General features: G+C 66.6%; 26 protein-coding genes. 12 read left to right on the plus strand and 14 right to left on the minus strand.

Features of this window, described 5'->3' with window-relative positions; genetic code table 11:
- Positions 1-487: 487 nt before the first annotated feature.
- Positions 488-778, minus strand: coding sequence for a DUF1905 domain-containing protein (locus ABD210_RS04695; protein ID WP_344109127.1), 291 nt, complete (start codon positions 776-778; stop codon positions 488-490).
- Positions 779-884: 106 nt separating this feature from the next.
- Here ABD210_RS04695 and ABD210_RS04700 point away from each other — a divergent pair, with 106 nt between their 5' ends.
- Positions 885-1,406, plus strand: coding sequence for a GNAT family N-acetyltransferase (locus ABD210_RS04700; RefSeq protein WP_344109129.1), 522 nt, complete (start codon positions 885-887; stop codon positions 1,404-1,406).
- On the opposite strand, the gene ABD210_RS04705 is transcribed toward ABD210_RS04700, so the two are convergent.
- The 3 genes from ABD210_RS04705 to ABD210_RS04715 form a co-directional block, all read right to left on the minus strand.
- The gene (locus ABD210_RS04705) at positions 1,360-2,361 is read right to left on the minus strand and encodes a cation diffusion facilitator family transporter (RefSeq protein WP_344109132.1); all 1,002 of its coding nucleotides are present in this window, start codon (positions 2,359-2,361) and stop codon (positions 1,360-1,362) included. The genes ABD210_RS04700 and ABD210_RS04705 overlap by 47 nt on opposite strands.
- A complete protein-coding gene (locus tag ABD210_RS04710) occupies positions 2,358-2,774 on the minus strand; it encodes an ArsR/SmtB family transcription factor (protein ID WP_344109134.1) in 417 nt (138 codons plus the stop codon). The genes ABD210_RS04705 and ABD210_RS04710 overlap by 4 nt, the downstream gene beginning before the upstream one ends.
- 129 nt (positions 2,775-2,903) lie before the next feature.
- Positions 2,904-3,212 (minus strand): hypothetical protein, encoded by a 309-nt coding sequence (locus ABD210_RS04715; protein WP_344109136.1) that lies wholly within the window; start codon positions 3,210-3,212, stop codon positions 2,904-2,906.
- Between the two features lie 532 nt (positions 3,213-3,744).
- Between ABD210_RS04715 and ABD210_RS04720 the strand changes: the two genes are divergently transcribed.
- Both ABD210_RS04720 and ABD210_RS04725 read left to right on the plus strand, forming a co-directional pair.
- Positions 3,745-4,824 carry a hypothetical protein gene (locus tag ABD210_RS04720; RefSeq protein ID WP_344109139.1) on the plus strand — a complete coding sequence of 360 codons (1,080 nt, stop codon included), beginning with the start codon at positions 3,745-3,747 and terminating at the stop codon, positions 4,822-4,824.
- Positions 4,821-6,071 (plus strand): hypothetical protein, encoded by a 1,251-nt coding sequence (locus tag ABD210_RS04725; RefSeq protein ID WP_344109142.1) that lies wholly within the window; start codon positions 4,821-4,823, stop codon positions 6,069-6,071. Before ABD210_RS04720 ends, ABD210_RS04725 begins: the two co-directional genes overlap by 4 nt.
- Here ABD210_RS04725 and ABD210_RS32390 read toward each other — a convergent pair.
- The gene (locus ABD210_RS32390) at positions 5,972-6,784 is read right to left on the minus strand and encodes a GNAT family N-acetyltransferase (protein WP_425552628.1); all 813 of its coding nucleotides are present in this window, start codon (positions 6,782-6,784) and stop codon (positions 5,972-5,974) included. The two genes, ABD210_RS04725 and ABD210_RS32390, sit on opposite strands and share 100 nt — an antisense overlap.
- Between ABD210_RS32390 and ABD210_RS04730 the strand changes: the two genes are divergently transcribed.
- Positions 6,716-7,258, plus strand: coding sequence for a mycothiol transferase (locus ABD210_RS04730; protein ID WP_344109145.1), 543 nt, complete (start codon positions 6,716-6,718; stop codon positions 7,256-7,258). The genes ABD210_RS32390 and ABD210_RS04730 overlap by 69 nt on opposite strands.
- Here the strand turns inward: ABD210_RS04730 and ABD210_RS04735 are convergent.
- Genes ABD210_RS04735 through ABD210_RS04760 form a run of 6 tightly spaced genes read right to left on the minus strand, consistent with a single transcriptional unit; the run spans position 7,213 to position 14,722 of the window.
- Positions 7,213-9,381, minus strand: a complete 2,169-nt coding sequence (locus ABD210_RS04735) for a glycoside hydrolase family 31 protein (protein WP_344109148.1) — start codon at positions 9,379-9,381, stop codon at positions 7,213-7,215. The two genes, ABD210_RS04730 and ABD210_RS04735, sit on opposite strands and share 46 nt — an antisense overlap.
- Positions 9,382-10,515: a glycoside hydrolase family 15 protein gene (locus tag ABD210_RS04740; protein ID WP_344109151.1), complete on the minus strand. Its 1,134-nt coding sequence runs from the start codon at positions 10,513-10,515 to the stop codon at positions 9,382-9,384. It lies immediately after the preceding gene.
- Positions 10,516-10,523: 8 nt separating this feature from the next.
- On the minus strand, positions 10,524-11,774 hold the full coding sequence (locus ABD210_RS04745; RefSeq protein ID WP_344109153.1) for an ABC transporter substrate-binding protein: 1,251 nt from the start codon (positions 11,772-11,774) through the stop codon (positions 10,524-10,526).
- A 17-nt stretch (positions 11,775-11,791) separates the two neighbouring features.
- Positions 11,792-12,664: a carbohydrate ABC transporter permease gene (locus ABD210_RS04750; protein ID WP_344109155.1), complete on the minus strand. Its 873-nt coding sequence runs from the start codon at positions 12,662-12,664 to the stop codon at positions 11,792-11,794.
- Positions 12,657-13,535, minus strand: a complete 879-nt coding sequence (locus ABD210_RS04755; protein WP_344109157.1) for a carbohydrate ABC transporter permease — start codon at positions 13,533-13,535, stop codon at positions 12,657-12,659. The genes ABD210_RS04750 and ABD210_RS04755 overlap by 8 nt, the downstream gene beginning before the upstream one ends.
- Entirely contained in the window at positions 13,532-14,722 is a 1,191-nt protein-coding gene (locus ABD210_RS04760) for an ROK family transcriptional regulator (protein ID WP_344109159.1), read from the minus strand. The genes ABD210_RS04755 and ABD210_RS04760 overlap by 4 nt, the downstream gene beginning before the upstream one ends.
- A gap of 333 nt (positions 14,723-15,055) precedes the next feature.
- On the opposite strand from ABD210_RS04760, the gene ABD210_RS04765 reads away from it, so the two are divergent.
- A complete protein-coding gene (locus tag ABD210_RS04765) occupies positions 15,056-15,346 on the plus strand; it encodes a hypothetical protein (RefSeq protein ID WP_344109161.1) in 291 nt (96 codons plus the stop codon).
- 53 nt (positions 15,347-15,399) lie between these two features.
- Here the strand turns inward: ABD210_RS04765 and ABD210_RS04770 are convergent, their stop codons facing one another.
- Complete coding sequence (locus tag ABD210_RS04770) at positions 15,400-16,350, minus strand: quinone oxidoreductase family protein (protein ID WP_344109163.1); 951 nt, start codon at positions 16,348-16,350, stop codon at positions 15,400-15,402.
- A gap of 131 nt (positions 16,351-16,481) precedes the next feature.
- Between ABD210_RS04770 and ABD210_RS04775 the strand changes: the two genes are divergently transcribed.
- Genes ABD210_RS04775 through ABD210_RS04785 form a run of 3 tightly spaced genes read left to right on the plus strand, consistent with a single transcriptional unit; the run spans position 16,482 to position 18,785 of the window.
- Positions 16,482-17,435 carry a LysR family transcriptional regulator gene (locus ABD210_RS04775; RefSeq protein ID WP_344109165.1) on the plus strand — a complete coding sequence of 318 codons (954 nt, stop codon included), beginning with the start codon at positions 16,482-16,484 and terminating at the stop codon, positions 17,433-17,435.
- A complete protein-coding gene (locus ABD210_RS04780) occupies positions 17,432-18,154 on the plus strand; it encodes a GAF and ANTAR domain-containing protein (protein ID WP_344109167.1) in 723 nt (240 codons plus the stop codon). The genes ABD210_RS04775 and ABD210_RS04780 overlap by 4 nt, the downstream gene beginning before the upstream one ends.
- Positions 18,155-18,158: 4 nt before the next feature.
- Positions 18,159-18,785, plus strand: coding sequence for a DUF2461 domain-containing protein (locus ABD210_RS04785; RefSeq protein ID WP_344109170.1), 627 nt, complete (start codon positions 18,159-18,161; stop codon positions 18,783-18,785).
- Positions 18,786-18,792: 7 nt separating this feature from the next.
- Here the strand turns inward: ABD210_RS04785 and ABD210_RS04790 are convergent, their stop codons facing one another.
- Positions 18,793-19,524: a DUF5753 domain-containing protein gene (locus tag ABD210_RS04790; RefSeq protein WP_344109172.1), complete on the minus strand. Its 732-nt coding sequence runs from the start codon at positions 19,522-19,524 to the stop codon at positions 18,793-18,795.
- A gap of 291 nt (positions 19,525-19,815) precedes the next feature.
- Here ABD210_RS04790 and ABD210_RS04795 point away from each other — a divergent pair, with 291 nt between their 5' ends.
- Together ABD210_RS04795 and ABD210_RS04800 are read left to right on the plus strand one after the other, a co-directional pair.
- Positions 19,816-20,007, plus strand: a complete 192-nt coding sequence (locus ABD210_RS04795) for a hypothetical protein (protein ID WP_344109175.1) — start codon at positions 19,816-19,818, stop codon at positions 20,005-20,007.
- 26 nt (positions 20,008-20,033) lie between these two features.
- Positions 20,034-20,222 (plus strand): hypothetical protein, encoded by a 189-nt coding sequence (locus tag ABD210_RS04800; protein WP_344109177.1) that lies wholly within the window; start codon positions 20,034-20,036, stop codon positions 20,220-20,222.
- Positions 20,223-20,427: 205 nt separating this feature from the next.
- On the opposite strand, the gene ABD210_RS04805 is transcribed toward ABD210_RS04800, so the two are convergent.
- Complete coding sequence (locus ABD210_RS04805) at positions 20,428-20,661, minus strand: DUF397 domain-containing protein (protein ID WP_344109179.1); 234 nt, start codon at positions 20,659-20,661, stop codon at positions 20,428-20,430.
- 600 nt (positions 20,662-21,261) lie between these two features.
- Between ABD210_RS04805 and ABD210_RS04810 the strand changes: the two genes are divergently transcribed.
- Both ABD210_RS04810 and ABD210_RS04815 read left to right on the plus strand, forming a co-directional pair.
- Positions 21,262-22,089 carry an SAM-dependent methyltransferase gene (locus ABD210_RS04810; RefSeq protein WP_344109181.1) on the plus strand — a complete coding sequence of 276 codons (828 nt, stop codon included), beginning with the start codon at positions 21,262-21,264 and terminating at the stop codon, positions 22,087-22,089.
- A 329-nt stretch (positions 22,090-22,418) separates the two neighbouring features.
- Entirely contained in the window at positions 22,419-23,312 is an 894-nt protein-coding gene (locus ABD210_RS04815) for a DUF2231 domain-containing protein (RefSeq protein WP_344109183.1), read from the plus strand.
- Positions 23,313-23,453 lie beyond the last annotated feature (141 nt).

Raw genomic sequence — 23,453 nt, forward strand, 5'->3', positions numbered from 1 at the left:
GCGGGTCGAACCGGGAAGTCGCAACCCGGCCGGCTCCACCGCGACACCCCGGCACGACCGCCAGCGCCACGCAACACCCCGGCTCGACCCGCCGGATCGGGGCACTACACGGCTCGACCCGCCGGCGCCGGCGCGACTTCCCGGACCGACCCGCCGGTTCGCTGTCGACTTCCCGGACCGACCCGCCGGTTCGACGTCGACTTCCCGGCTCGACCCGCCGGGGTGGGGCCACTACCCGGCTCGACCCGCCGAAATCAGGCCGGCGATTCAGCGGGTCGGGCCGGGTAGTGAGGGATGGCCGGCGGGTCGGGCCGGGTAGTGAGGGATGGCCGGCGGGTCGGGCCGGGTAGTGAGGGATGGCCGGCGGGTCGGGCCGGGTAGTGAGGGATGGCCGGCGGGTCGGGCCGGGTAGTGAGGGACGGCCGGCGGGTCGGGCCGGGTAGTGAGGTATGGCCGGCGGGTCGGTCCGGGCAGTGACGAATGGCCTTCAGCCCAGGCGTTCCTGGAGGTGGATGGTGATCTGGTCGCCGGGGTTCTTGCCGAGCCGGGCGCGGAGGTCGGCCTTGACCGGGAGTTTGTGGGTGCCGTCGCCGAGCGCCATGAACGAGCTCTCGAACGGGTGCCCGTCCATCGTGCCGCGAACCTTGACGAGCCCACGCGTGCCGAAGTATTCGGCCGAACCGGGCATCTGGACGTAGGTCCAGCCGCCCTTCTCGGGACTCTTCAGCAGCGGCGCGGTGAACTGTTCGTCCAGCGGCCCGGCCTTGCTGTTCTTCATGGTGGTTCCTCCTCGACTGTCGGTTCCTTCACTACCTACGTAGAGGCCGTGCCGCCGCTTTCGACATCACCCTAGAACTTCTTTCCGCGAGTGGCAGGATGGCTGGGTGCCCTTGAACGTGACCGTCCGACCGGGTGTCCGGACCGATGTGCCGGCGGTTCTCGACCTGCTTGACGGCGCGACCGAGTGGTTGGTGGCTCGAGGGCGGACGCAACAGTGGGGGACCGAGCCGCACTCGACGAGCATCCGGCGGGTCGAGCAGGTGAACGGATTCGTCGACGCGGGTGGGCTGTGGATCGCCGAGTCAGCTGGTCGTGCGGTCGGCGCGCTCGCGGTGGGCGAGGCGATGCCGTACGTGCCGCCTGCCACCGAGCCGGAGTTGTACATCCAGCTGCTGGTGACGGATCGCGCATCGCAAGGCCAAGGCATCGGCGCCGAACTCCTGGATCACGCCCGGTCGCTTGCGCGCAAGGATGGCGTCGACCTGCTGCGGGTGGACTGCTTCGCGGGGGGCGACGGGGCCTTGGTCCGGTACTACGAGAAGCAGGGATTCACCCGCGCCGAGCCGTTCGCAGTACGGGTCAATGACTCGGAATGGCTGGGGCAGGTTCTGTACCAGCGTCTGTGATCGGCTGATCTCGGAGCGGGCCGACGAGCGTGCGGTGAACGGTGCCGTGGGCATCGCTGCAGTGCGCGGTCTGGTCGCTGGCCGACGCGTGATCGACCTGCAGCGTCGAATGGGTCAGCTGATGCCGCTCGGCCAGCAGCGCCTCCACCTCGCCGCGGATCTGGTGACAGTCCAGCCCCTCCTGCACAAGTATGTGCGCCGATGCGGCCGGCTCGCCCGACGTGATCTCCCAGACGTGCAGGTCGTGGACCTCGACTACGCCCGGTACTGCGCACAGCTGGGCGCCGAGGGCTTGCGGATCGACCCCCGCAGGTGCTGCCTCGAGGAAGATGCGGCCGGAGTCGCGGACCAGGCTGATCCCGGCCTTCAACATCAGTACTGCGACCACCAGCGCGGCGATCGCGTCGGCGCGGGCGAATCCGGTCAACAGCACGATCAGTCCGGCCAGCGCGGTGGCGGCGAAGGCGAACAGGTCGTTCAGGATGTGCTGGAAGGCGCCTTCGATGTTCAGGCTCGTGCGGTTCGCCTTGCTGATCAGCCAGGTCGCGATCAGGTTCACCACGATGCCGACCAGACCGGTGATCAGGACCAGCGCGCCCTGCACGTCGGGCGGATGGATCATCCGGCGGATCGACTCGTAGACAAAGTACGCCGCCAGCAGGAGCAGGGTGATCCCGTTCGCCTGCGCGGAGAGGATCTCGACCCGCTTCAGGCCGTAAGTGAATCCACCGGCCGGCGGGCGGGCGGACAACCGGATGGCGATCAGGGCGAGCGCGATCGCGGCGGCGTCCGTGAGCATGTGTGCCGCATCGCTGATCAGCGCGAGCGAACCGGCCGCGAGGCCGACGACCACCTCGGCGGCCATGAACGCCAGGATCAACGCGAGCGCACCACTCAGCAACCGCCGATCGGCGCTCGCACTGACGCCGTGCCCGTGCCCGTGTCCCGCGCTCACGAGGTGCCGTTCCGTTCCGGGTGGATGGCGTCAGTGTGCTCGGTGTGGGTGACGGCCAGGTCGACGAGCATGCGGACGTGGGCGTCGTCGAGCCGGTAGTAGGCCATCCGCCCGTCCCGGCGGACCGAGACGACGCGGTGCGCGCGCAGTAGGCGGAGGGCATGGGAGGTCGCGGACTCGCTCATCCCGGTCACCGCGGCGAGGTCGCAGACGCAGAGCTCGCCGTCGAGGAGCGCGACCAGCAGCTTCAGCCGCCGGGGGTCGCCGAGCAGGCCGAACACGTCGGACGTGTCGACGATGTCCTGCTCAGAAGGCATCCTGGCGTTGACGGCAGCCACCCGCTCGGGGTCGACGAGCCGCACGTTGCACTCGTCCATCCTCGCGGCAGCTTGCACATCTGCAGAACTCTTCATACGTCCAGCCTAGCCGCTCCACCCGCCGAGCGACCACTTCTCAAGACCGTCACCGTAACCATCCACGTGCGCTGACCGAGTCAACTCGTCGGGCCCGTCCGATCCGGACAGGCCCGACGATGCGAACCATCAGGGCCGCAGCTTCCCGAAGATCACCCGACTGAGCAGAGCAACCAGAACAGACGCGATGAGCCCTGCCAAGGCGATCACCGAAATGACGCAGGCGACGTTCGTGGCCATCGCCAACTTGGCGTCGGACTTCGTGAAGCCTTCGGTCAGGATCGCGAGAGCGGCGAGCATGCTGAAGCCGATGCCCGCGGAGGTCATCACGATCAGGTGATGCCCGCCGAGCGTTGCTGTAGATGTAAGTCGTGACGAGTGGTCCAGCCACGGACCGAAGGTGTGCATCCAGACGACTGCCATCAGATCGGCAGCCATCAGGACCCACATGCTGGTGGCGGAGCGAGAGGTACTGTGCGTGGAGTTCAACATTGTCACCACCTCCTACTTGCACGGAGGACCAGCAACGCCGTCGGAGATCGGCGTAGGCCTGGACTTGGACAAACGCGCCACGTCGGTTGCGTCGCTCGTGGGCGCCCGCTTCGGTTCGACGAACCGACAAAGTCGGGACAGGACTCCATGAACGCTTCGCATGGCTGGGTGGGGTCCTGTCGTCTCCTCTACCGCTACTACCGACTACACCTAAAGTCAGTAGATTCCATGTATTGAGAGTAGATCTGGTGTAGTCGACTTGCAACGCGGCGAGTCGATTTGGTATGAACCGTGACCTGTGGTTACTGTGCGCTGGTCTCTCTTCACGGAGTGCTGACGAAGTCCCCCCACGCGGAGCCTGACTTGGGCCGCAAGGTCTCGAATGGGATTCTCCTACAGCACTTCGGGTGTCTTCGGGTGTATACACAGGTGTACGGCTATCGACCATATAGGTGCGCGGGCAGTCAACAATCCGGGAGTGATCTTGGCCCCTTCAGCCGAGGCCGTTCGTCTTGCCAGCAAGCTACGCGACCTCCGCGAATCGCATGAGCCGAGGCTGACTCAGGCGGTGTTGGCCGACGCGCTGAGCGCTGAAAAGCCGGTGGCAGTCGCGACGATCAGTTCGTGGGAGTCCTTGACTACCCCCAAGCTGCCGCCGGCGGAGCGACTGCACTCCTACGCGCTGTTGTTCTGCACGGATCGACCGATCACCGATCCTCCGCATCTCGTGCGGGAGAGCGAGCTCTCGACGGACGAGCAAAGGCGCTATCAAGACCTTTATCAGGAGCTCATCGGTCTACGCGATGCAGTCCATGGCGGTGTGCGCGGTTCTTCGCTGAGCGGCTCCTCCACGTGGACGTTCGAGGACGGGCCGGTCACGATCATCTGCCCAGAGGCACCGAGCGTGGACTGGCCTCCACTGGCGAATGAGAAGGATCCCAACTACACGCGGATGTATCGGTACGCCGATCTTGACTCCTTGATCGAGTTGTGGGGGCACGTCCGCGCTGCCAACCCCGACCTGAGCGTGGTCCATCGGCTGCCTTCAGAAGTGGTTGCCGATGAGCTGTCCGGTCATGTTGTCGTGCTCGGCGGCGTCGCCTGGAACCAGTTGGCGAAACGTTTGCTGAGGACCCTGCGCGAATTACCTGTGTCGCAGGTCGAAGTCGCGGACCTGAACACAGGCGAGATTTTCAGGAGCAGCGGTGCCGGCGGCCGAGAGTTCCGTCCGCTGTTTGAAGAAACCGAGGACGGTCGGGCACTGGTCGAGGACGTCGCGTTGCTGGCGCGCCTGCGTAATCCCTTCAATCACAGTCGAACCGTCACCATTTGCAACGGCATCCACAGTCGCGGCGTGCTGGGGTCCGTGCGAGCCCTCACCGATCTCAATGTCCGTGAGCGCAACGAGGCCTACCTCTCCGAACACTTTCCGGGCGGATCGTTCGCGTTGCTCATGCGCGTACCAGTCGTGGGAGCCGAGACACTCTCACCCGACCTGGAGATCGCTTCGAACCGACTCTACGAATGGTCTCCGAAAAAGAAGGCGACGGTCGAGTGAGCAATCAGACCAAACATGTGCCGTCACACGCTTCACTTCTGCGAGACGTGTCGGCCGTGTCCGTGTCGCCCGCAAGCAGTCGTCTGGATGCCATCGTGGTCCCGGCAGCGCGACCATCGTTGCAGCGTCTCATCTCACTGTCCGCCCAGCTGTCAGTCCCGCTGGTGGTGCTGTGCAGCCGGCAGGCGCAGGCAGACAAGATCGCGGCACGAGTGGAGGAGACGTTCGGTGCACGGGCGTTGATCATCGATGTGCCCGAAAAGTATCAGTTGCTCGGTCATCAGCCCCTCACCTCCCATGACGCCTTCCGAACAGCCAGCAATGAACGTTCGAGCGATCTCAGCATCAAACGCAACCTCGGCCTGGTCCTGGCCCGCCTGCGTGGCTGGAAGAAGATCCTCTTCGTCGACGACGACATCTACCAACTCCAACCGCGCCACATTTCGCGGCTTGCCGGCTCACTCGACCGTCATCCGGTCGCGTCGATGGCCAGCAGCGAGTTCCCGGACAACTCTGTCGTGTGTCACGCGCGACGCCTCGCCGGACTCGGACAGGACGTGTTCGTCAGCGGCGCAGTACTTGGCGTCAACACACAGTATCCAACGCTGTCGTTCTTTCCCGATATCTACAACGAGGATTGGTTCTTCTTCGCCCAGCACGCGGCCGCACGCTCACTACCAAAGATCGGCAACGTCCGGCAGGACGAGTATCAGCCATACGCCGATCCGGAGCGGGCTGCCCGCGAGGAGTTGGGCGATGTCCTTGCCGAGGGTCTGTACGCGTTGTTCAACGGTACGCTTGGCTGGGATCTGAAGGATCAGCTGAACGCTGCGACCAGCATCAGTCATTGGCGATTATTCATACAGGATCGCCACTCCATGATTTCCGAGACCTACGATCGCCTCTCAGCTGTGCCATACACCAGCGATTCGACGGACTCGAATGAAATCCGTGATGCGCAGAGGTCGCTGCGCCGAGCCGCGAAGCAGTTGGACGACACCGTCACGCCAGAGCTCTGCGTCAGCTTCATCAAGAGCTGGCGCGAAGACGAAGCTCGCTGGCACAAGGTCATGCCTGGCATCGGCTCTGCACTCAGTGAACGCGAGGCAATGAACAGGCTCGAGCTGAAAGATTGGATTTCCTGCGGTTACGGCTCCGGTCCGGAATCGTTCGTGTCGCTGATGGCTGCCTTACAATCCAACCTAAGCCGCTCCTCAACTCGGCGCGGAGCATCGGTCAGAGGCTGACGCTCCCCAGTGGTCTCGAAGCCCAAGTGTTCGTAAGCCGCACGAGCTTCATCGTTGCCGTCGAGAATCCACACCATCCAAGTGCGAACGTCCGGCTCCAACTCGGCCAGGTAGCGAAGGATGGCGCGCAGTACACCACTTCTGCGGTGCAGTGGATCGACCCAGACCGACTCGAGATGTCGTTCATCCGTCGGTCGGTCGTCGACCCGGACCAAGCACGCCACACCGACAACCTGATCACCGCTCCGAGCAACGATCCAGGCATCTTCGACAGCGAGAGCGCGCCATTCCGTCTCACCCCAAGACGCTTCGGCCTTTGACAGGAACGCGTCCGGAGAATCCCTGAGGGCACGCAGACGAACGTCCCGGAGGATTTTCCAATCGTCTCCAGCAGCACCTCGACGTCCAAGTCGACCTCCCCAGGCGCGTCTCAGCACTGCCGTTGAGCCGGTTCCAGTCTTGGTTATCGTGGCGGCACCGGCAATCGCGTCCTGAGTGTCGTCACAGTGAACGCGGCTGATTCCGTCGGCGGTCGAAGTACTAGTGTCTAGGCCACGCCCATCGGGGCCTCGCGGTGCACCACTCTGCTGGACGCCACTATCACCGCCCCGGCGCCTGCCGCGAAAGAGTGTCAGAGTGGGGGAATGAGCGACGAATTTCCCGAGCCGCGGGCCGGGGAGCGGGAATCGTTGGAGCAGTTCCTGGACTTTCATCGGCGGGGTGTCGTGGAGGCCCTGGATGAGGCCGACGACGAGGCGGCAGCCGCCCGGGTGTTGCCGGCGTCGGAGCTGACCATCGGCGGGATCGTGAAGCACCTGGCCGTCGTCGAGGATCTCTGGTTCACCCACAAGCTGCTCGGTGAGCCACGACCGGCGCCCTGGGACGAGGAGTTGTTCGCGGCAGACGCCGACTGGGACTTCAACTCGAGCAGGCATGACTCGGTAGCGGCGATCCGGGCGATCTACCTCGCCGCCTGCGACCGCAGCCGGGCGGCCGCGGCGCAGTTCGCGGCGCTCGACGCGACCGCTGCCCTACCGTCATTCGACAATGAACCCGTCAGTCTGCGGTGGATCTTCCTGCACCTGATCGAGGAGACCGCGCAGCATCGCGGTCACCTCGATCTGCTCCTGGATGCGGTTCGTCAGAACAACGGCGACAGCTCGGACCAGCGGGAGGCTCGGCAGTAGACCGGGATCACGTCGAGCGGTACGTCCCGGGTAACGAGGCCCCCATCCACGCGCTCGCCGGTCCAGACGTCGACCCAGTCGCCGGCCGGGAGATACGTCGTCCAGGTGGTGGCGGCGGGCTCGAGGACGGGGCTGACCAACAGGTCGTTGCCGAGCAGATACTGGTGCGGGAAGTCCCACACCGAAGGGTCGGCGAAGTCGAAGAACAGCGGGCGCATCAGCGGCCGGTCGGTGGTGATCGTGAGGGCCGCCTGTTCGACCAGGTAGGGCAGCAGCCGCTCGCGGAGCTCGGCGTACTGACGGAACAGCGGGATGACACGTTCGTCGCCGGTGATCTCCGCGACATGCCAGGGCGTGCGATCCCGGAGCGGAAGCTGATGGTGGTTGAACTCCGAGTGGTACTGCATGATCGGCATGAACACCGAAGCCGCCACAGCTCGCAGATACAGCTCGGCGTCGGGGACCGGACCCGAGAACCCGGCGAGATCCCAGCCCCAGTAGACGATTCCACAGGAGGCGGCGGTCAGCCCGGCGGTCACGGAGGAGCGGAACGCCTCCCAGGTGGAATCCTCGTCGCCGGCCCAGAAGATGCCGTGCGCCTGCGATCCGGTGAATCCCGATCGTGAGAACGTCACCGGCGCCTTGCCCGCCGAGCGCAGCAGATCGCCGAAGGTCCGCGCGTAGTGCACCGGGAACAAGTTGTTGCCCTCATCCCCACGACGGCCGTCCGCATAGACCAGATCGTGTCCCCACGCGTGCTCGCCGCCGTCGGTCTTGAACCCGTCGACGTCGAGGTCCTCGACCAGGTAGCGCCGCTTCTCCGTCCACCAGTCGCGGGTCCGCTGCACGGACAGGTCGGGCATCAGCGCGTGAGGGAACCACCAACCGCGATTGTGGTACGCCGTACCGTCCGCCTCGAGGACGACGTGTCCCTCCCGCACCATCGCCGCGGCATCAGCTGCGACCTGGCCCGTGGTGATCTCGGTCTTCTGCAAGGGGATCTGCCACAGGATCACCTTGATCCCGCGGGCGTGCAGTTCGTCGATCATCGCCTTCGGATCCGGCCACACGCCGTCGTGGCGATAGCTGAAGTCGCCGGCCTTGTGGGCGCTGCCGTCGGCGGTCACCTCGTACCGCGCGTCGCGCCAGATGGTGATGCCCTCTTCGTCGCTCCAGGCCTCGATCACCACGGCACCCACCGGGATCGCCAGGTCCCGGTGCGCGTCCATCCTGGCCATCACCAGCTCCTGGGTGTTCCACTCGTTGCCAGAGGCCCACAATCGGAACACCCAGGACGGCAACTCCTCGGCCCGGCCGACCTCATCCAGGAATGCCTTCAGTACTGCGGCCGGCCCGCCCTCGTAGATCGCCAGGTCGACGGTCGGTTCGTCGCCGAGGGCAACCTCTACCACCAGCTTGTCGCCCACAGACGAATACCAGGTACGCCGGGACGTGCGCAGGTGGAATCCCCAGCCGTTGCCTGAGGCATCCACCACATGGGCGAACGGCATCGGGAGATAGGTCCGGCCGTGCACGCCCTGCGACTTGTACTGCTCGAACACCACGGCATCGAGTGATCGCCCACGCTGGTCGAGCGCGTCGTACCGCTCGCCGAACCCGACCAGGTGGTCGTCCGGCCGCAACTCGAAGGCAAACCGAGCCCGGTGAACCCCGACGGCGGACACCAACCACTCCACGTCCAGGACCCGCTCATCACCGCCCCGCACCTCGCCAACAGCGTCCCGCGTCCACGCTGCAGGCGACACCTCGAACCACTCAGTCGTCTCGACGGCAGAGGCGCCGTGCGCGTGGAATCGGTACTTCACCGGAGCGTCGACCGGCGGCGTCACGCCGGACCACCCGCCGTCGCCGCCGAGCGCGTTCGCCTGGGCCTCGCTCAGGTGGCCTTCGCCGCCTGCGAGTGCGGCAGCATCCGACGCCGCGACCTGCGCCGGCGTGAGGTCGAGCTCGGTCGACCCCCACTCGCAGACAACCCGCTCGACGTTCGGCGAGACGACCACGCCGAGGCGAACCGGTTCGCCGGTCAGCGGCAGGACCGGCACGCGCTGGTCGGGGGAGGTGGCGTACGGGTGCTCGATGCCGTACGGGCGGTGCGTGATCATTCAGTCTTCCTTGTCAGCAGCGTCGGCTGTAGCGGTGATGCCGAGTTCGTCGGCGAGAATCAAATACATCCCATGTGACCAGAGCAACGGCGTCGCCACCGTTCCCCACCGAGCGATCCACTCGTCGCGCGAACCCGGATGCAAGAGGTGGTGCGGCACCTGCTCGGGCAGCTCGCCACGCTCGTCAGCCTGGTCGGCGATCCACCTCAGCTGCCGAAGTGCGCCGGCCCGATCTCCCGCGACTGCGAGGTTCCACCCGAGCAGTGCGGACAGCAGGATCCACTGGCCACCGCCGTAGAACACATCCGCGGTGAACCGATGAACCCCGCCGTCCACAGCGAGATCCCGCGCCACGGTCGCCAGCGTCGTACCGGCGAGGTCCTCGCCAGGGGCAACCAGTCCGAACGGCACGATGCAGGACGGTAACGACCCGTCGACTGCCGAACCGCCCAGCCACTTCGACAGATGCCCATCGGCGATGCCCTCGGCAACCACCAGTGCACGGATGCGCGCGGCAACAGTCAGCACGTCCGCCGAGACAAAGGGTGCGATGGCAACGAGCCCGCCATAGATCGCGCCCAGCGTCGACACATGCCGGTGCTCGACGTGCTCCTCCCACCAGTCGTAACAGGGTCGATCCCAGAAGGCGACGAGATAGTCGACGGCCACCTCGATCCCGGCCTGCCACCGCGACAGCTCCAACCCGTACCGCGCAGCGTGGGTGACCACCGCCCACAACCACAGGCCGTACCCGTCGGTCTGGAAGTCCCACCACGGGTCGGACCCGTCCTTGCCGTCGAACGTGAACCTGGTCGGCAGCATCGCCTCGTTCGTTGGCACCTCACCCCGGGCGACCGCCGCGCGCAGGTCGTCCACCTGCGCGCGGCGACGACGCAGTACGCCGTCCACCCAGTCGTGGAACCGCCCCGCCGACGCGACATCGCCGTACCGCGAGATGCCCTCCGCGGTGAAGGATCCGTCGCGCAGCCACGCGTACCCCTTGTACGCCGAGAACGTCGGTGCGGCGGGGTAGGCCCCTCCAGCGTCCTGGTGCTCGGTGATGACGGCGTGGCTGTGCCGGGCCAGGTCGCGCAGGCGGGTGAGTTCTTCGGTTTCGGCAAGGGCGGAGATCATCGGGTCCGTCACTTCTTCAGCAGGCCGTTGACCTTGGTCTGGGCATCGGCGAGCGCCTTCTCCACCGGCTTGCGGCCGGCGGCAGCGGAGGTGAGTTCCTGCGTGACCAGGTCCTGCATCTCCTGCTGACGCTCGATCACCGGCGGCAGCACGGTCGCCTCGAGCGCGGTGAAGACCGCTTTGCGGTTGGCCGGCTTCTTCTGGTCCAGGTACGGCGCGAGCTTCGTCTCGTCCGCGACCGGCGGCAGCTCCCACGAGGTCGCGAGCCGGGTCTTGGTGGTGTCGTCCGAGGACGCAAGGAAGGTGACCCACTTCTGCGCGGCGTCGGCGTTCTTCGAGGCGGCCGAGACGACCAGGCCGTTCACGAACATCGCGGACGCCTTCTCGGTGTTGCCGGGCTCGACCACGACGTCCCAGTCGAACGGCGCGTCGGCCATTCCGCTGAACATCCAGATCCCGGTGTGCCACATCGCGAGCTTGCCCGACTTGAACAGCTTCGAGTCGAAGTCAGGAGTGCCGGCGCCGTCGGCCTCGGTCGGCATCGTCTTGCCGACCTTGTCGATCAGGAACTTGGCCGCCTCGACGCCCTGCGGGGAGTTGAAGGTCGCCGCGGTCCGGTCGGCGTTCAGGAACTCGCCGCCGTTCTGCGCGAGCACCTTGTAGAACTCGTTGTACGACACCGGCTGGTAGTCGCCCCACACCTTCGCGCCCTTGTCAGTGAGCTTCTGTGCCGCGGCCTGCTCGTCCTTCCAGGTCCAGTCGGCGGTCGGCTCGGCTACCCCGGCCCGCTTGAACAGGGCCTTGTTGTAGAAGAGCACGACGTTCGAGAAGGACTCCGGTACGCCGTACTGCTTGCCGCCGTCGGTGAACGCGTCGTACAGCGACTTCTTGTACGCCGAGGAGTCCACATCCTTCAGCTCCGCCAGCGAGCCGTTCTTCGCATATGTCACGAAGTTCTCGTAGTTCAGCTCGAAGGTGTCGGCCGCGGTGCCACCAGCAACAGCGGTCTGGAGCTTCGTGAAGTAGTTGGCGTAGGGGACCGTCTCGACCTGGACGGTGATGTTCGGATTGGCGGTCTGGAAGGCGGTGACCAGTGCCGCCAGGTCCTTCTCGTGCCCGTCGTTGGCGGAGAAGTTCAGGTAGCGCACGACGGACTTGCCTTCCGGTGCCGCGGCTTGCTTGGTTGCCGATCCCTGCCCGCAGGCAGTCAGCGCGAGCGCAGCGGCAAGGCCGATGCCCGCCGTCTTCAAAAGGCGCATGGTGGGTCCCTTCACTTTCACTTGATGCCGGTGTGGGCCACACCGGCGATGATGTGGCGCTGCGCGAGCAGGTAGACGATCGCGATGGGCACGATCGAGACGACGGATCCCGCCATCACGACGTCCCACTGGGTGGTGAACTGGCCCTGCAAGGTGGACAGGCCCAGCGGTAGCGTCATGAGCTCCGGCGACCGGATCACGACGAGTGGCCAGAGGAAGCTGTTCCAGCTACCCATGAACGCGAACACCGCGACGGTCGCTAGCGCGGGCCGGATCAGCGGCAACACGATGGTGGTGAAGATGCGCAGATGACCCGCGCCGTCGATGGTGGCCGCCTCGTCGAGCTCCATCGGTACCGCGGTGACCGCCTGGCGCAGCAGGAACACCCCGAACGCCGAGGCGATCGTCGGCGCCAGCAGCGCGAAGTACGTGTCCTGCAGGTTGAGCGTCTTCATCTCGATGAACAGCGGCACGACCAGCACCTGCAGCGGGACCATCAGCGTGGCCAGGTAGAACCCGAACACCACGTTCTTCAGCGGGAACCTCAGCCGGGCGAACCCGTACGCCGCCATCGAGCCAGTGACGAGTTGAAGTGCCGTCGAGGCGACGGCCACGCCCAGCGAGTTGACGATGATCCGCCAGATCGGCATCGCGTCCAGGAGAGTCCGGTAGGCCCCGAGTGTGGGGTTGTCGACGATCAGGGTCGGGCCGTCGGCCAGCGATCCCTCGGGCGTGATCGACGTGATCACTGTCCACAGGAACGGGAAGAGCATGATCGCGGCGCCGACCAGCACAGCGACGTACAGGGCGATCCTGGCCGCGAGCGACCTGGTCTCCGGACCCTCGTACTGCGCCGCGCGGCGCGCGGTCCTGCGTCGGGTGTCACGCATAGTGCACCCACCGGCGCTGGCCGCGGATCTGGATCACGGTGATGACGAGGATCAGCGCGAACAGGATCCACGAGAGCGCGGACGCCTCACCCGCGCGGCCGTAGCGGAAGGTGAGGTCGTAGATCTGCCCGACCACCACCTGGCTGGACCCGGCCGGGCCGCCCGCGGTCATCACGTAGACCTGGTCGAACACCTGGAAGCCGTTGATCAGGGAGATCACGACCACGAAGAACGTCGACGGCGACAGCAGCGGCAGGGTGATCCGCCAGAACCGTTGCCACGCGTTCGACCCGTCCACCTTGGCGGCCTCGTAGAACTCACCAGGGATGGACTGCAGTCCGGCGAGCAGGATCACCATCACGAAGCCGAGGTCCTTCCACGCCGACGAAAGGATCACCGCCGGCAGGGCCCAGTGCGGGTCCGTCCACCAGCCGGGTTCGGGCAGGCCGAGCGTGCCGAGCACTTGGTTGACCAGACCGTTCGTGGGGTTCAGCAACCACTTCCAGACGAGCGCGACGACCACCCAGCTGGTGACCACGGGAAGGAAGTACGTCGCTCGCAGGAAGGCGCGTCCCTTCAGCCTCTGGTTGAGCGCCAGCGCCAGGCACAGCCCACCGGCGTACACGATCGGCAGGTAGCCGGCGACGTAGATCAGCGTGTGCAGGAGGACCCGTCGCGTCATCGGGTCGGTGATCAGGTTCGAGTAGTTGCCGAGGCCGACCCACTCCATCGGGGAGATCAGGTTCCACCTGTGCAGGCTCACCCACAGCGACGAGACCATCGGCACCAGCGTGAAGATGAAGAGCGGGATCGCGCTAGGCAGCAGGAAGAACAGAACCCAGCCAACGTTCTTGGCCCGTCCGGTCCTCATCCGGCGCCGAGCCGAGCGCGCACCAGGCGGCTTTGCTCGCCGCCGTTGTTGGCCGAGTCGAACGGGCTCGACAGCACCAGGGAAGCCGCTCCCCGGGCCCACTGGTCCTCCGTCCACGGCTCCACCACCACGGGCACCGCCTTGCGGGCCGGTAGCAACGATCGCCGGAACGACGGCTCGAACCCGGTCTGCCAGAATTCCCATCCGTCCACTCCCTCACCCATCAGGACGACGACCTCGGGGTCGACCGTGTGGATCACGCCGGCCAGCGCCCGCCCGAGCATCCCGCCGGCCTCTTCGAAGATCTGCTGCGCCGCGTCGTCGCCGTTGGCGGCCGCGCGCGACAAGGTGGTCAAGGTGCCGCGCCGGCCGATCACGCCACGGGCCCGAGCGGTTCGCTGCAGCCCGGCAGAGCCGATGTTGGCCTCGAGGCAGCCGGTCGAGCCGCACGTGCAGGGCGGCTCCTCGGCCCCCGACAGCCCGACCGGGATATGCCCGATCTCGCCGGCGCCGCCGTTCGCGCCGCGGTAGATGCCGCCATCGACGACGATGCCGCAGCCGATGCCGCGCCCGATCGTGACGACCAGGTACGACGAGTGGTCGCGGCCGATTCCGTACAGGCGCTCGGCGGCGGCCAGGGTGTTCACGTCGTTGTCGACGAGCACGGGGGTTCCGATCGCGGCCCGCAGGACCGGTCCGACCTGGGCGCCCTGCCAGGACAGCGTGGGGGCGTCGACGACGCCGGACGCCTGGGAGTCGACAGAACCCGGTACGCCGATGCCCACACCGAGCAGGCGGTCGTCGAGTTCGCCGACCTCTTTCGCGAGGATCTGGCCCAGCCGGTTGATCGCGTCCGGAGCGCCCGGGTCGTAGTCGTGCGAGGTCGACGAGCGCACCGTTCCGTCGAGCTCGACCGTGACGACGGCGACGTGGTCGGCGGTGACCTTCGCGCCCATCGCGACACCGGCGTCGTTGAGGAGCCCCAGCAACCGCGCCGGCCGACCGCCGTTGGAGGGGACCGACTCTAGCTCCTCGATCAGGCCGCGGGCGATCAGGTCCTTGGTCGCCTGGGTGACGGTGGCGGGGCTGAGCTTCAGCGTCCGGGCGATCTCGGTCCGCGACGTCGGGCCCTGGGTGCCCAGCAGCCCGACGATGCCGGCCGGCACCAGCTCCCCGCGAGGAATCACAGTCTCTCCCGACTTACTTCGACACTAAATTTAGTGGGAAACTAAGCCCGCCGAGCAGGGAAGTCAAGAGCGAGTGGACTAGGTCGCGCTCCCGCCCGGGCGCTTTCCCGGCCCTTCGGGTCCGTGGCACAGGCATGCCAGTGTCACCGGGCCCAGCTCATTCTGAGATCCTCGTCACGTACAGGTATGTCCTGAGTAAGGACTGTGTGAAGAATCGCTGCTGACGGCTCTGCAGGCGTGGCTGAGCGGGCGTCGGACCGTAAGTTCGGAGAGGTGTCAGTCGAGGTCAGGAGTGAACGAAGTGCAACGGGGCTGTCAGGTCATGCCGTCGGCATGCCTGCAGAGAGCGGCGTCGGCAAGGTCGTGTCGACGATGAACAAGATCCTCGCCATCGCCGGGGTGGCATTGCTGCTCGGCGGGTTGGCGCTCGGCTTCCGGTCGGTCTCGACCGCCGGCACCGACTGCGGTTCCGCCTTCCAGCCGGCCAGGGGCATCACGCCGATGGCCTGCGACGGCCGCCTGAACAATTCCGCCACGCTGGTTGCCGTCGTGATGATCGCCGGCGCCCTCTGCCTGGTCGCTGCCTTCGTCGTCAAGGTCGTCCGCGATCGCTCCCACGTCTGAACCACCTCGGCTGCCCGGGTTCGGCCTGGGAGGGTGTGGGCACGAGCCTGCGATCAAGGTCGGAGCACGAGCTTGCCTGTCGTACTGCGGGCGAGCAGGTCCTCGTGGGCGCGGCGAGCGTCGCCCAGCGGGTAGTTGCCGCCGACAAGGGGGCGGATCTTGCCCGTCGCGGTCAACTCCAGGAGCTCGGTGAGTGGTTCCTGGTAGCCGCGGGGATATTCCATCGCCGGCCGGAGCCAGAACCCGGCCACCACTTTGTTGCTCTCAGCAAGTACTTCGAGGTCCACAAGCGGGCGACCTTCCCGGGCGGCGTTGCCGTACGAGACCAATCGGCCGAACCCGCCGAGAACGTCCATACCCGCCAGCAGAGTCACGCCGCCGATGGCATCCAGGACCACGTCGACGGGCCGGCCGTCGTTGGCGGCCCGCACCCGGCCTGCATATCCGTCCAGTGCGCTGTCCACGGCGACGTCCGCGCCCAGCCTCACCGCGAGCGCCTGCTTCTCAGGTGTCGACGCCGCGGCGATCACCCGACCGGCCCCGAAGTACTTCGCCAGTTGCACCGCGAGTGAGCCGACCCCACCTGCGGCCGCGTTCACGACGACGGACTCCCCGGGCGCGAGGCGGGCCGAGTTCCGCAGTACGTGCCAGGCGGTCAGCCCCTGCACCAGCAGTGCGAGCGCCTCGCCATCCTCGACATCATCCGGTACGTCGACTGCGCGGGCAGCCGGCACGACCGCAGCCTCGGCGTATCCGCCGCCTGCGAAGATCGGGGCGAGCATCCGCCGGCCGTCCGGAGTACGTCCCACGACCTCGACGCCGGGGATGAAGGGAAGATCGGTGCCGCCGCGGTACGACCCTTCGGTGCGGTGCGTATCCGCATAGTTCACACCGGCCGCGGCGACCTCGACCAGGAGTTCACCGGGTGCGGGGACCGGGGCTGGGACCTCGACGGGAACGAGGACCTCCGGTCCGCCGAACCGGCTGACCTGGATGGCGCGCATGACTGATTCCTCTCGACCGGTGCTGGGGCTCGCTCACGGTACGAAGGCCCCGGGATGCCCAACAGTGCCGGCCGCTGATGGAAGAGATGATTCCATGAATGAATGCTCATGGAAGGGGTAGTCTGTTGGGCGTGCCTGAGGATCTCACCGCTGCGGAACTGCGCATCCTGGACGCCGTCGAGCGCGAGGGCAGCTTCTCCGCGGCCGCCTCGAAGCTGGGCCTGACCCAGTCGGCGATCTCGCACTCGGTCCGCGTCGTCGAGCGCAAGCTCGGGGCGGTCCTGTTCGAGCGCGGCCGGCACGGTGCTCGGGCCACGGCCGCCGGGGCCCGAGCCGTCATGCATGGACGCGGCGTCCTGCGTCTGCTCGGCGTACTGCGGGCGGACGCGCAGGCGGCGTCCGGTGGTGAGCTTTCGACCAAGCTGCGAATCGCGGCGTTCCGGAGTGCTGCCGCCCAGTTGCTGCCGTCGGCGCTGAGGCGGCTGACCACCAGACACCGGCAGTTGTCGTACGACGTCGCGATCGTCCGCGATATCGATGATGGCACCGCTGCCGAGGTGGTCGCCGGGCGGGCCGATCTCGCGATCGTCAACCTGCCGCATCGGCTGCCTGCGGGGACCGGCCTGGTCGGTGGAACGCTGGTGGACGAGCCGTACGTGCTGATCCACCCGGCCGGCGAGGACGACCCGCGGTCGCTGCCGGTGATCGACTGGCAGGAGAACTGCTCGACCGAGACGAAGGCGTGGTTCCGGTCCCAGGAGTGGTTGCCGCCGGCCACGATCACCGTGGCCGACGACACCGTGCTGCTGGCGATGGTCGCCCACGGCCTGGGGATGGCCGTGGTGCCGCTGACCATCGCGGCCGACCGGGCGCCGGGCGTCGTGGTGGAGGACCTCGGCCCCGCCGCGCCCCGCAGGACCATCGGCTATCTGGCGACACCCGAACTTGCCCGCAGTACTGCGGTCCGTGAGCTCGTCCGGGAACTCCGGGCCGAGCGAACCTCCTCGCCACCGAATCCCTCGGATACGGATGGTGGCGGGGATGATCCGGGCATCATGATGGGTCCGTGGAGGGAGGAACAGTGAGCGAAGTACTCGATCCTGTGAGCAGTGAAGCGCTCGACCCAGTGAGCAGCGCCGACCGGTTCGCCGAGCTGGCAGTCGAGCTGCACGAGTCGGACGGAGTCGGCGAGACCGTCGAGGCGGTGCTGTCGTTCGCCCTCGATGCGGTCGGCTGCACCCAGGCCGGCGTCGCAGTCCTGAACCGCGGCCGGCTGGAGGTCGCCGCGGTGACCGATCCGGTGATCGAGGACATCTACCGGTGCCAGATCGACGACGGCGAGGGTCCGCTGATCACCGCCGGGCTCGAGCAGCGAACGATCCGGGTGCCGGACACGGCGAAGGAGACCCGCTGGCCGCGCTGGAGCACGATGATCAGCGCACTGGGGCTGCAGACCGTGATGCAGGTGCCGCTGACGATCGCCGGCAGGACCGTCGGCGTACTGAGCCTCTACAGCACCAAGGTCGACGGCTTCGACGACGACGACGAGGCGGTCGCCCACATCCTCGCCCGGCATGCCGCCGTGGCGATGGCCACGGCCAGGCAGGAGGAGTCGCTGGTCGAGGCGGTGGACGCGCGGAAGTTGATCGGGCAGGCGATGGGCATCCTGATGGAGCGGTTCGCGGTCGACAGCGATCGGGCCTTCGCGATCCTGCGCCGCTACTCCCAGGACAACAACATCAAGCTGCGCGCCGTCGCCGAACAACTCATCGAGACCCGGAAGCTGCCCGGCCAACTATCGTGACGTCATGAGCTTCACCGGTTTCCCGACGGCCGCCCTGGACTTCTACGACGACCTGGAGATGGACAACAGCAAGACCTTCTGGAACGAGCACAAGCACGTGTACGAGGAGTCCGTCCGGGCGCCGATGGCCGCACTGCTCGCCGCACTCGAGGAGGAGTTCGGCCCGGCCAAGGTCTTCCGCCCGTACCGCGACGTCCGCTTCGCCAAGGACAAGACGCCGTACAAGACGCATCAGGGTGCGTTCATCGCCTGCGGTCCGTCGACCGGCTGGTACGTCGAACTCGCGGCGCCGGGTGTCCGCGTCGGCGCGGGCTTCTACGAGGCGCCGGCCGATCGCCTGGCCCGGATCCGGACCGCGATCGACGAGGAGCGGCGCGGCAGCGAACTCGAGAAGCTGCTCGCGGATCTCCAGACCGACGGCTGGACGCTCGGCGGCGACAAGCTCAAGACCAGCCCGCGCGGGTACGACGCGGAGCACCCCCGGATCGAGCTGCTTCGGCACAAGTCGATGACACTGGGGAAGTCCTACGGGTTCGAACCGGTGATCCACTCCGCCGACCTGGTCGGCGAGGTCCGCCGCGACTGGCGGGCCACCACCCCATTTCTGGAATGGATCACCGCGAACGCGTGAGCGGTGATCAGTCGTCGAGCTCCTTCAGCACCCGGGCGATGTGGTCGCGGGTCCGGGCCGGCGGGGGAGCGGCGACGCACAACGCCTCCATCGTCGCCGTGTACTGATCGAGGTCCTCGAGCTTGTCCAGATAGAGCGCACTGGTCAGGTGCTCGATGTAGACGATGTCCGGCAGGTCATGCTCGGGGAACCGGAGAATGCTGTACGCGCCGCCGGTGGCCGCGTGGCCGCCGGAGGAGAACGGCATCACCTGGAGCGTGACATTTGGCAGGTGCGTCGCCTCGATCAGCGACTCGAGCTGGACGCGCATCGCCTTCACCCCGCCGATCGGCCGGCGCAGTACGGACTCGTCGACCACGGCCCAGAGACGGACCGGGTTCACCGGGCGGTGCAGCACCTCCTGGCGACCGACGCGCAGCGCGACCCGGCGCTCGACCTCCTCCGGCGGGATCAGCCCGCGGCCGAGCTGCACAACGGCTCGCACATACTCCGGGGTCTGCAGTAGGCCGGGAATGAACTGCAGCTCATAAGTACGGATCAGCTGCGCTGCGGCCTCGAGGCCCAGGTAGGAGTGGAACCAGCTCGGCAGCACGTCGCCGAAGCGGTGCCACCAGCCGGGGTTGTTCGCCTCCCGGGCGAGCGCCAGCAGTCGGTCGCGTTCGTCGCCGTCGTCCAGGCCGTACAGCTTCAGCAGGTCGCTGACATCGCGCTCCTTGAAGCCGACCCGGCCCAGCTCCATCCGGCCGAGTTTGTCCTGACATTTTCAGCGGCAATCGGGCCCGATTCCGGCGTCGTAGAGCCCGCTCAGTGGCCGGTCTGAGCCTGCGAGGGGCCGTTCGAGGGTCACAACTCAAAAACGTGCGGATGCACGTGCATCGGGCGCTTGCATTCGTTCTGTGCGACCGCCATGATTGCTCTATGCACAGAAGGTGAGCTGAATCTCGCAAAAAGTGACATCGCGTGATTCGGCAGGCCGGTCCACAGACCGCCGGCGGTGACGTCGGCATGACTGGTTGGGGAACCCGAGTCGATGAGCAACCACGACACAGAGGCCGTTGACCACAGCGCCGATACAACCGGCGGTCGTGCGCCTGACGAGCTGACCGAACGGGAGATCCAGGAACTGGTGGCGCGCTGCCCCGAGCAGCAGCGCTGGGCCTTCGAAGGCTGGCTTCGCGGCGTCCGTCACCTCGATGGTGATCCGATCGTGAGCCTGGGATGAACCTCGACAGAGCAGGAGGCCGGAAGATGGTGCGGATCTGGTTAGGCGACCATCTGATCGCCGAGTATGTCGCCGAGCCGGACAGGGCCTCGCGGTACCAGCGGGTGATGACGCCCAAGTTCACCGGATTGCGAATCACTGTGGACAGTGCGGCCACCGCCGGTTCACTCTCAGAACTCCCGAACGAACAGCTCTGGCCCCTCACTGTTCAGTGAGCTCCGGCTCGGTCGGCGAACTGGAGTGAACCGCTCCCCGACTTCGCAGTGCTGTCATTGCCTGCTTGATCACTTGTCTTGAAGTACTGCGCTCCGAAGGCCGGTCTCCCGTGCGGAGATCGGCCTTTGTCGTGCCGGCGGTCCGGACGTTAAGAGGCCCCCTCACCACTCGCCTGGTGAAGGGGCCTCTTGCTTTCGTGATTCTCTAAGCGAGGTCGTCGAACTCCCCGTCGTGAACGCCTCCGAGGAATGCCTCGATCTCGGCCTTGGTGAAGACCAGCGCCGGTCCGTCGGTGTGACGCGAGTTCCGCATCGCCACGCCGCCGCCCGGCAGCTTCGCTACCTCTACGCAGTTGCCGTTGGGGCCACTCCGCTGACTCTTCCGCCAGGTCAGCTCGCTCATCGCGTCGCCGGGCATGCCGTTGTAGATAGCAGTCATCAGCTGCACCTTCCGTACGTCTTTGGCATATGCACGTGCATTTGGGCTTGCATTTGCATCGTACACGTTCCTGAGCCCTGTGTCCGGTCCATTACGTAGTGTGTTGAAACGCCCGTTGGGTACGGCGTGGCGGTCGCTGGCGGTGATGAGATTGAGGGCGCCGCGCACGGGGAAGGTCCAGCCAGGCAGTGCGTAGTACGGAGGTCGGCGGCATCCAGTCGCTGCTCGCCGGCGCCCGGCCGGGAACACCTCGCCCCGGCAACGTGGAACCCACCGGTCTCGACCAGGAATCGGTGTCGCGACCAGCGCGCATCGACCTTCTCCGATCACGATGTGCGGATCCGGTATCTGCGAAGTATTCGGCGCCCGGATCTGAAAATGCCGCAGTTCCCATTGGGCCGGAAGTAGCACCTGGATCGGCAGTCACATGACCCGCTCACGATCAACCGAAAGGCCTTGTGTAGTTGAGAGATCAGGGATCCGGCAGGGATTGGTTGAATCCACAGCTGGACACTCCCGCAGCGCGTGATCCAGCCGTTGACTGGTCTGCGAATGCACTAGGCTCGCGACAATAATCCCTACCAAACAAAGGCTGCGCCGATGGCGACTCCCGACGGCCCGGAAGCACCTCCGGAGTTCGACACTTCCCAACCCACCATCGCGCGCGTCTATGACGCCCTGCTCGGTGGTAAGGACAATTTCGCCGCCGACCGCGAGGGTGCGGCGACCTATCTGAAATACGTTCCGGACGCCGGTCGTTGTGCGATCGAGAACCGTGAAGCCCTGGTCAAGGGCGTGCAGTATCTGGTCCGATCAGCGGGGATCGACCAGTTCCTGGACATCGGGAGCGGTCTGCCGACGCAGAAGAACACCCACCAGGCGGCTCAGGAGATCAATCCTGAGGCGAAGGTGGTCTACGTCGACGTCGACCCGATCGTGCTGGCTCACGGCCGGGCGCTGCTGGCGACGAACGACAGCACCATCGTCGTGACGGCAGACCTGCGGGAGCCGCAAGGCATCCTGGGGAACAAGGAGATCCAGGACCACCTGGACTTCAGCCGTCCGGTCGCGCTGATGATCGTCGGCATCCACATGCACTTCCATGACGACGAGAAGCCGGACGAGTGGGTCCGCACGTTGATGGACGCATTGGCGCCTGGCAGCTACCTGTTCATCACCGACTTCGTCGACACAGGTGAGCCGCTGCAGAAGGCGATGGAGCAGGCCGGTCTGGAGAGCCTGGGCAACGGCTGGATCCGGACCCCCGAGCGGATCGAGCAGCACTTCCTCGGTCTGCCGCTCCTGCCGCCCGGTCTCGACTTCCTGGCGCGCTGGTTCCCCGAGAACCCCGACGCCGAGGTGCCGGAGGTCGAGGATCTGCAGCCGTACCAGCGGATCCTGATGGCAGGCATCGCCCTCAAGGCCTGATCCAAGCACCACCCGGATGGCGCGCGACCACCTCGGTCGCGCGCCTTTCGTTTGCCTGTCGATGCGGCGCCAGAGCGAGCTTCGCCGGAGCGGGCCGCCACCGGCGCTGCGGCTGACAGAGATGACGTGGATCAGGTCGTCCGCGAGCCGGGTGCCGTCCACCTCGGTCGCCATGCTCTCGATCGCAGGCAGCCGTGCACTCGGTCCGGGGGCGGCTATTTGCCCAGGGCAAAGCGAACGCTCGGGCGTACGGTGGATGTCGTCTGCGTGTGCCGCTTGTGACTGTGGGTGCGGGGTACCTGCAGAATGAGAGGTCACAGCTTCGATTGATGGAGAACCACCTCGTGCAGTACCCGATGATCAGGACAGTGCCGGCCGACGCGGTCGCCATTGTGCGGGCCTACCCGCCGATGGTGAGCTGCTTCGCGGCGGCCCTGGCCGGTACGGCGCTGGTGTTCGACGTGTTCTACCTGGTCGCTAGTCCCGGGCTCAAGCTGGCCGCCGTCTACGCGATTCCCGTGCTGGCCGGGCTGATCGCCGGGTTGATGGCGGCGGCCGACGATGTGGAGCTTGAACGGCCGGTGCTCGGCTGGAGTGTCGCCACGACGGTTGCCGTGGGCATCACCAACTTCGTGGTGGTCGCGATGATCGCGACGATGCGCCGGACCGGGCCCTCGGACTGGGCAGCCGGTGGCCGGGCGGTTCTGCTGGCCGGGTGCAGCGTGGTCTCGGTCGCGATCACCATCGTTGTCATCGGCAACCTGATCCCGACGCTGGGGATCGAGCTCAAGACGAAGCTGCCGAACAAGAAGGTGAAGGTCTACGTGCCGCCGGCCGTCGTCCGGCCGAAGGTGAGCAAGGAAGCGGCCGCGCGCGGGACGAAACCTCGGCTGAGCGAGGAAACCGTTGCGCACGGGGCGAAACCCCGGCTGCGTGACGAAGCCGCGACGCGTTCCAAGCCGACAAAGGTGGTGCAGGCGGACTACGAGGACACGATGATCCTGGATGGTCTGGACGAGTACTACGGGACAGAGCTCGAGGAGCCGGTGCCCACCTTCGTCCCGCCGTCGCCGCGAGTGGTCGACCTCGACGAGCCGCGGGAGATCGCGCCGCGGTCCGAAGGCACCGGCCACGCCGACCGCCGCGCACCCCGCCCACGCCGTACGCCGTCCGTCCCGCCGTCGCGTCGGCCGCACCAATACGGCCGACGGCCCGAACGCTGACCCCGGCCGAACGCGCACGTTCGCTGGCGCCAGCTCGAGCGGACTCGTCGGTGCAGCGACTTTCTGAGTTTGCGCCCAATGGGCGGTGTCGTTCAGGTCACGAAAGACAGCCCTTTCTCGGTGAGGGCTTCGCGGAGGATG

The organism is Kribbella alba (assembly GCF_039529635.1).
Classification (GTDB): domain Bacteria; phylum Actinomycetota; class Actinomycetes; order Propionibacteriales; family Kribbellaceae; genus Kribbella; species Kribbella alba.

Coding starts and splice junctions, on each gene's coding strand:
- ABD210_RS04695 (WP_344109127.1), bottom strand. CDS start 778: ATGAAGAACAGCAAGGCCGGGCCGCTGGACGAACAGTTCACCGCGCCG.
- ABD210_RS04710 (WP_344109134.1), bottom strand. CDS start 2,774: ATGAAGAGTTCTGCAGATGTGCAAGCTGCCGCGAGGATGGACGAGTGC.
- ABD210_RS04715 (WP_344109136.1), bottom strand. CDS start 3,212: ATGGCTGCCGATCTGATGGCAGTCGTCTGGATGCACACCTTCGGTCCG.
- ABD210_RS04730 (WP_344109145.1), top strand. CDS start 6,716: ATGAGCGACGAATTTCCCGAGCCGCGGGCCGGGGAGCGGGAATCGTTG.
- ABD210_RS32390 (WP_425552628.1), bottom strand. CDS start 6,784: ATGAAAGTCCAGGAACTGCTCCAACGATTCCCGCTCCCCGGCCCGCGG.
- ABD210_RS04735 (WP_344109148.1), bottom strand. CDS start 9,381: ATGATCACGCACCGCCCGTACGGCATCGAGCACCCGTACGCCACCTCC.
- ABD210_RS04740 (WP_344109151.1), bottom strand. CDS start 10,515: ATGATCTCCGCCCTTGCCGAAACCGAAGAACTCACCCGCCTGCGCGAC.
- ABD210_RS04745 (WP_344109153.1), bottom strand. CDS start 11,774: ATGCGCCTTTTGAAGACGGCGGGCATCGGCCTTGCCGCTGCGCTCGCG.
- ABD210_RS04750 (WP_344109155.1), bottom strand. CDS start 12,664: ATGCGTGACACCCGACGCAGGACCGCGCGCCGCGCGGCGCAGTACGAG.
- ABD210_RS04755 (WP_344109157.1), bottom strand. CDS start 13,535: ATGAGGACCGGACGGGCCAAGAACGTTGGCTGGGTTCTGTTCTTCCTG.
- ABD210_RS04765 (WP_344109161.1), top strand. CDS start 15,056: ATGCCTGCAGAGAGCGGCGTCGGCAAGGTCGTGTCGACGATGAACAAG.
- ABD210_RS04770 (WP_344109163.1), bottom strand. CDS start 16,350: ATGCGCGCCATCCAGGTCAGCCGGTTCGGCGGACCGGAGGTCCTCGTT.
- ABD210_RS04785 (WP_344109170.1), top strand. CDS start 18,159: ATGAGCTTCACCGGTTTCCCGACGGCCGCCCTGGACTTCTACGACGAC.
- ABD210_RS04790 (WP_344109172.1), bottom strand. CDS start 19,524: ATGGAGCTGGGCCGGGTCGGCTTCAAGGAGCGCGATGTCAGCGACCTG.
- ABD210_RS04795 (WP_344109175.1), top strand. CDS start 19,816: ATGAGCAACCACGACACAGAGGCCGTTGACCACAGCGCCGATACAACC.
- ABD210_RS04800 (WP_344109177.1), top strand. CDS start 20,034: ATGGTGCGGATCTGGTTAGGCGACCATCTGATCGCCGAGTATGTCGCC.
- ABD210_RS04805 (WP_344109179.1), bottom strand. CDS start 20,661: ATGACTGCTATCTACAACGGCATGCCCGGCGACGCGATGAGCGAGCTG.
- ABD210_RS04810 (WP_344109181.1), top strand. CDS start 21,262: ATGGCGACTCCCGACGGCCCGGAAGCACCTCCGGAGTTCGACACTTCC.
- ABD210_RS04815 (WP_344109183.1), top strand. CDS start 22,419: ATGGAGAACCACCTCGTGCAGTACCCGATGATCAGGACAGTGCCGGCC.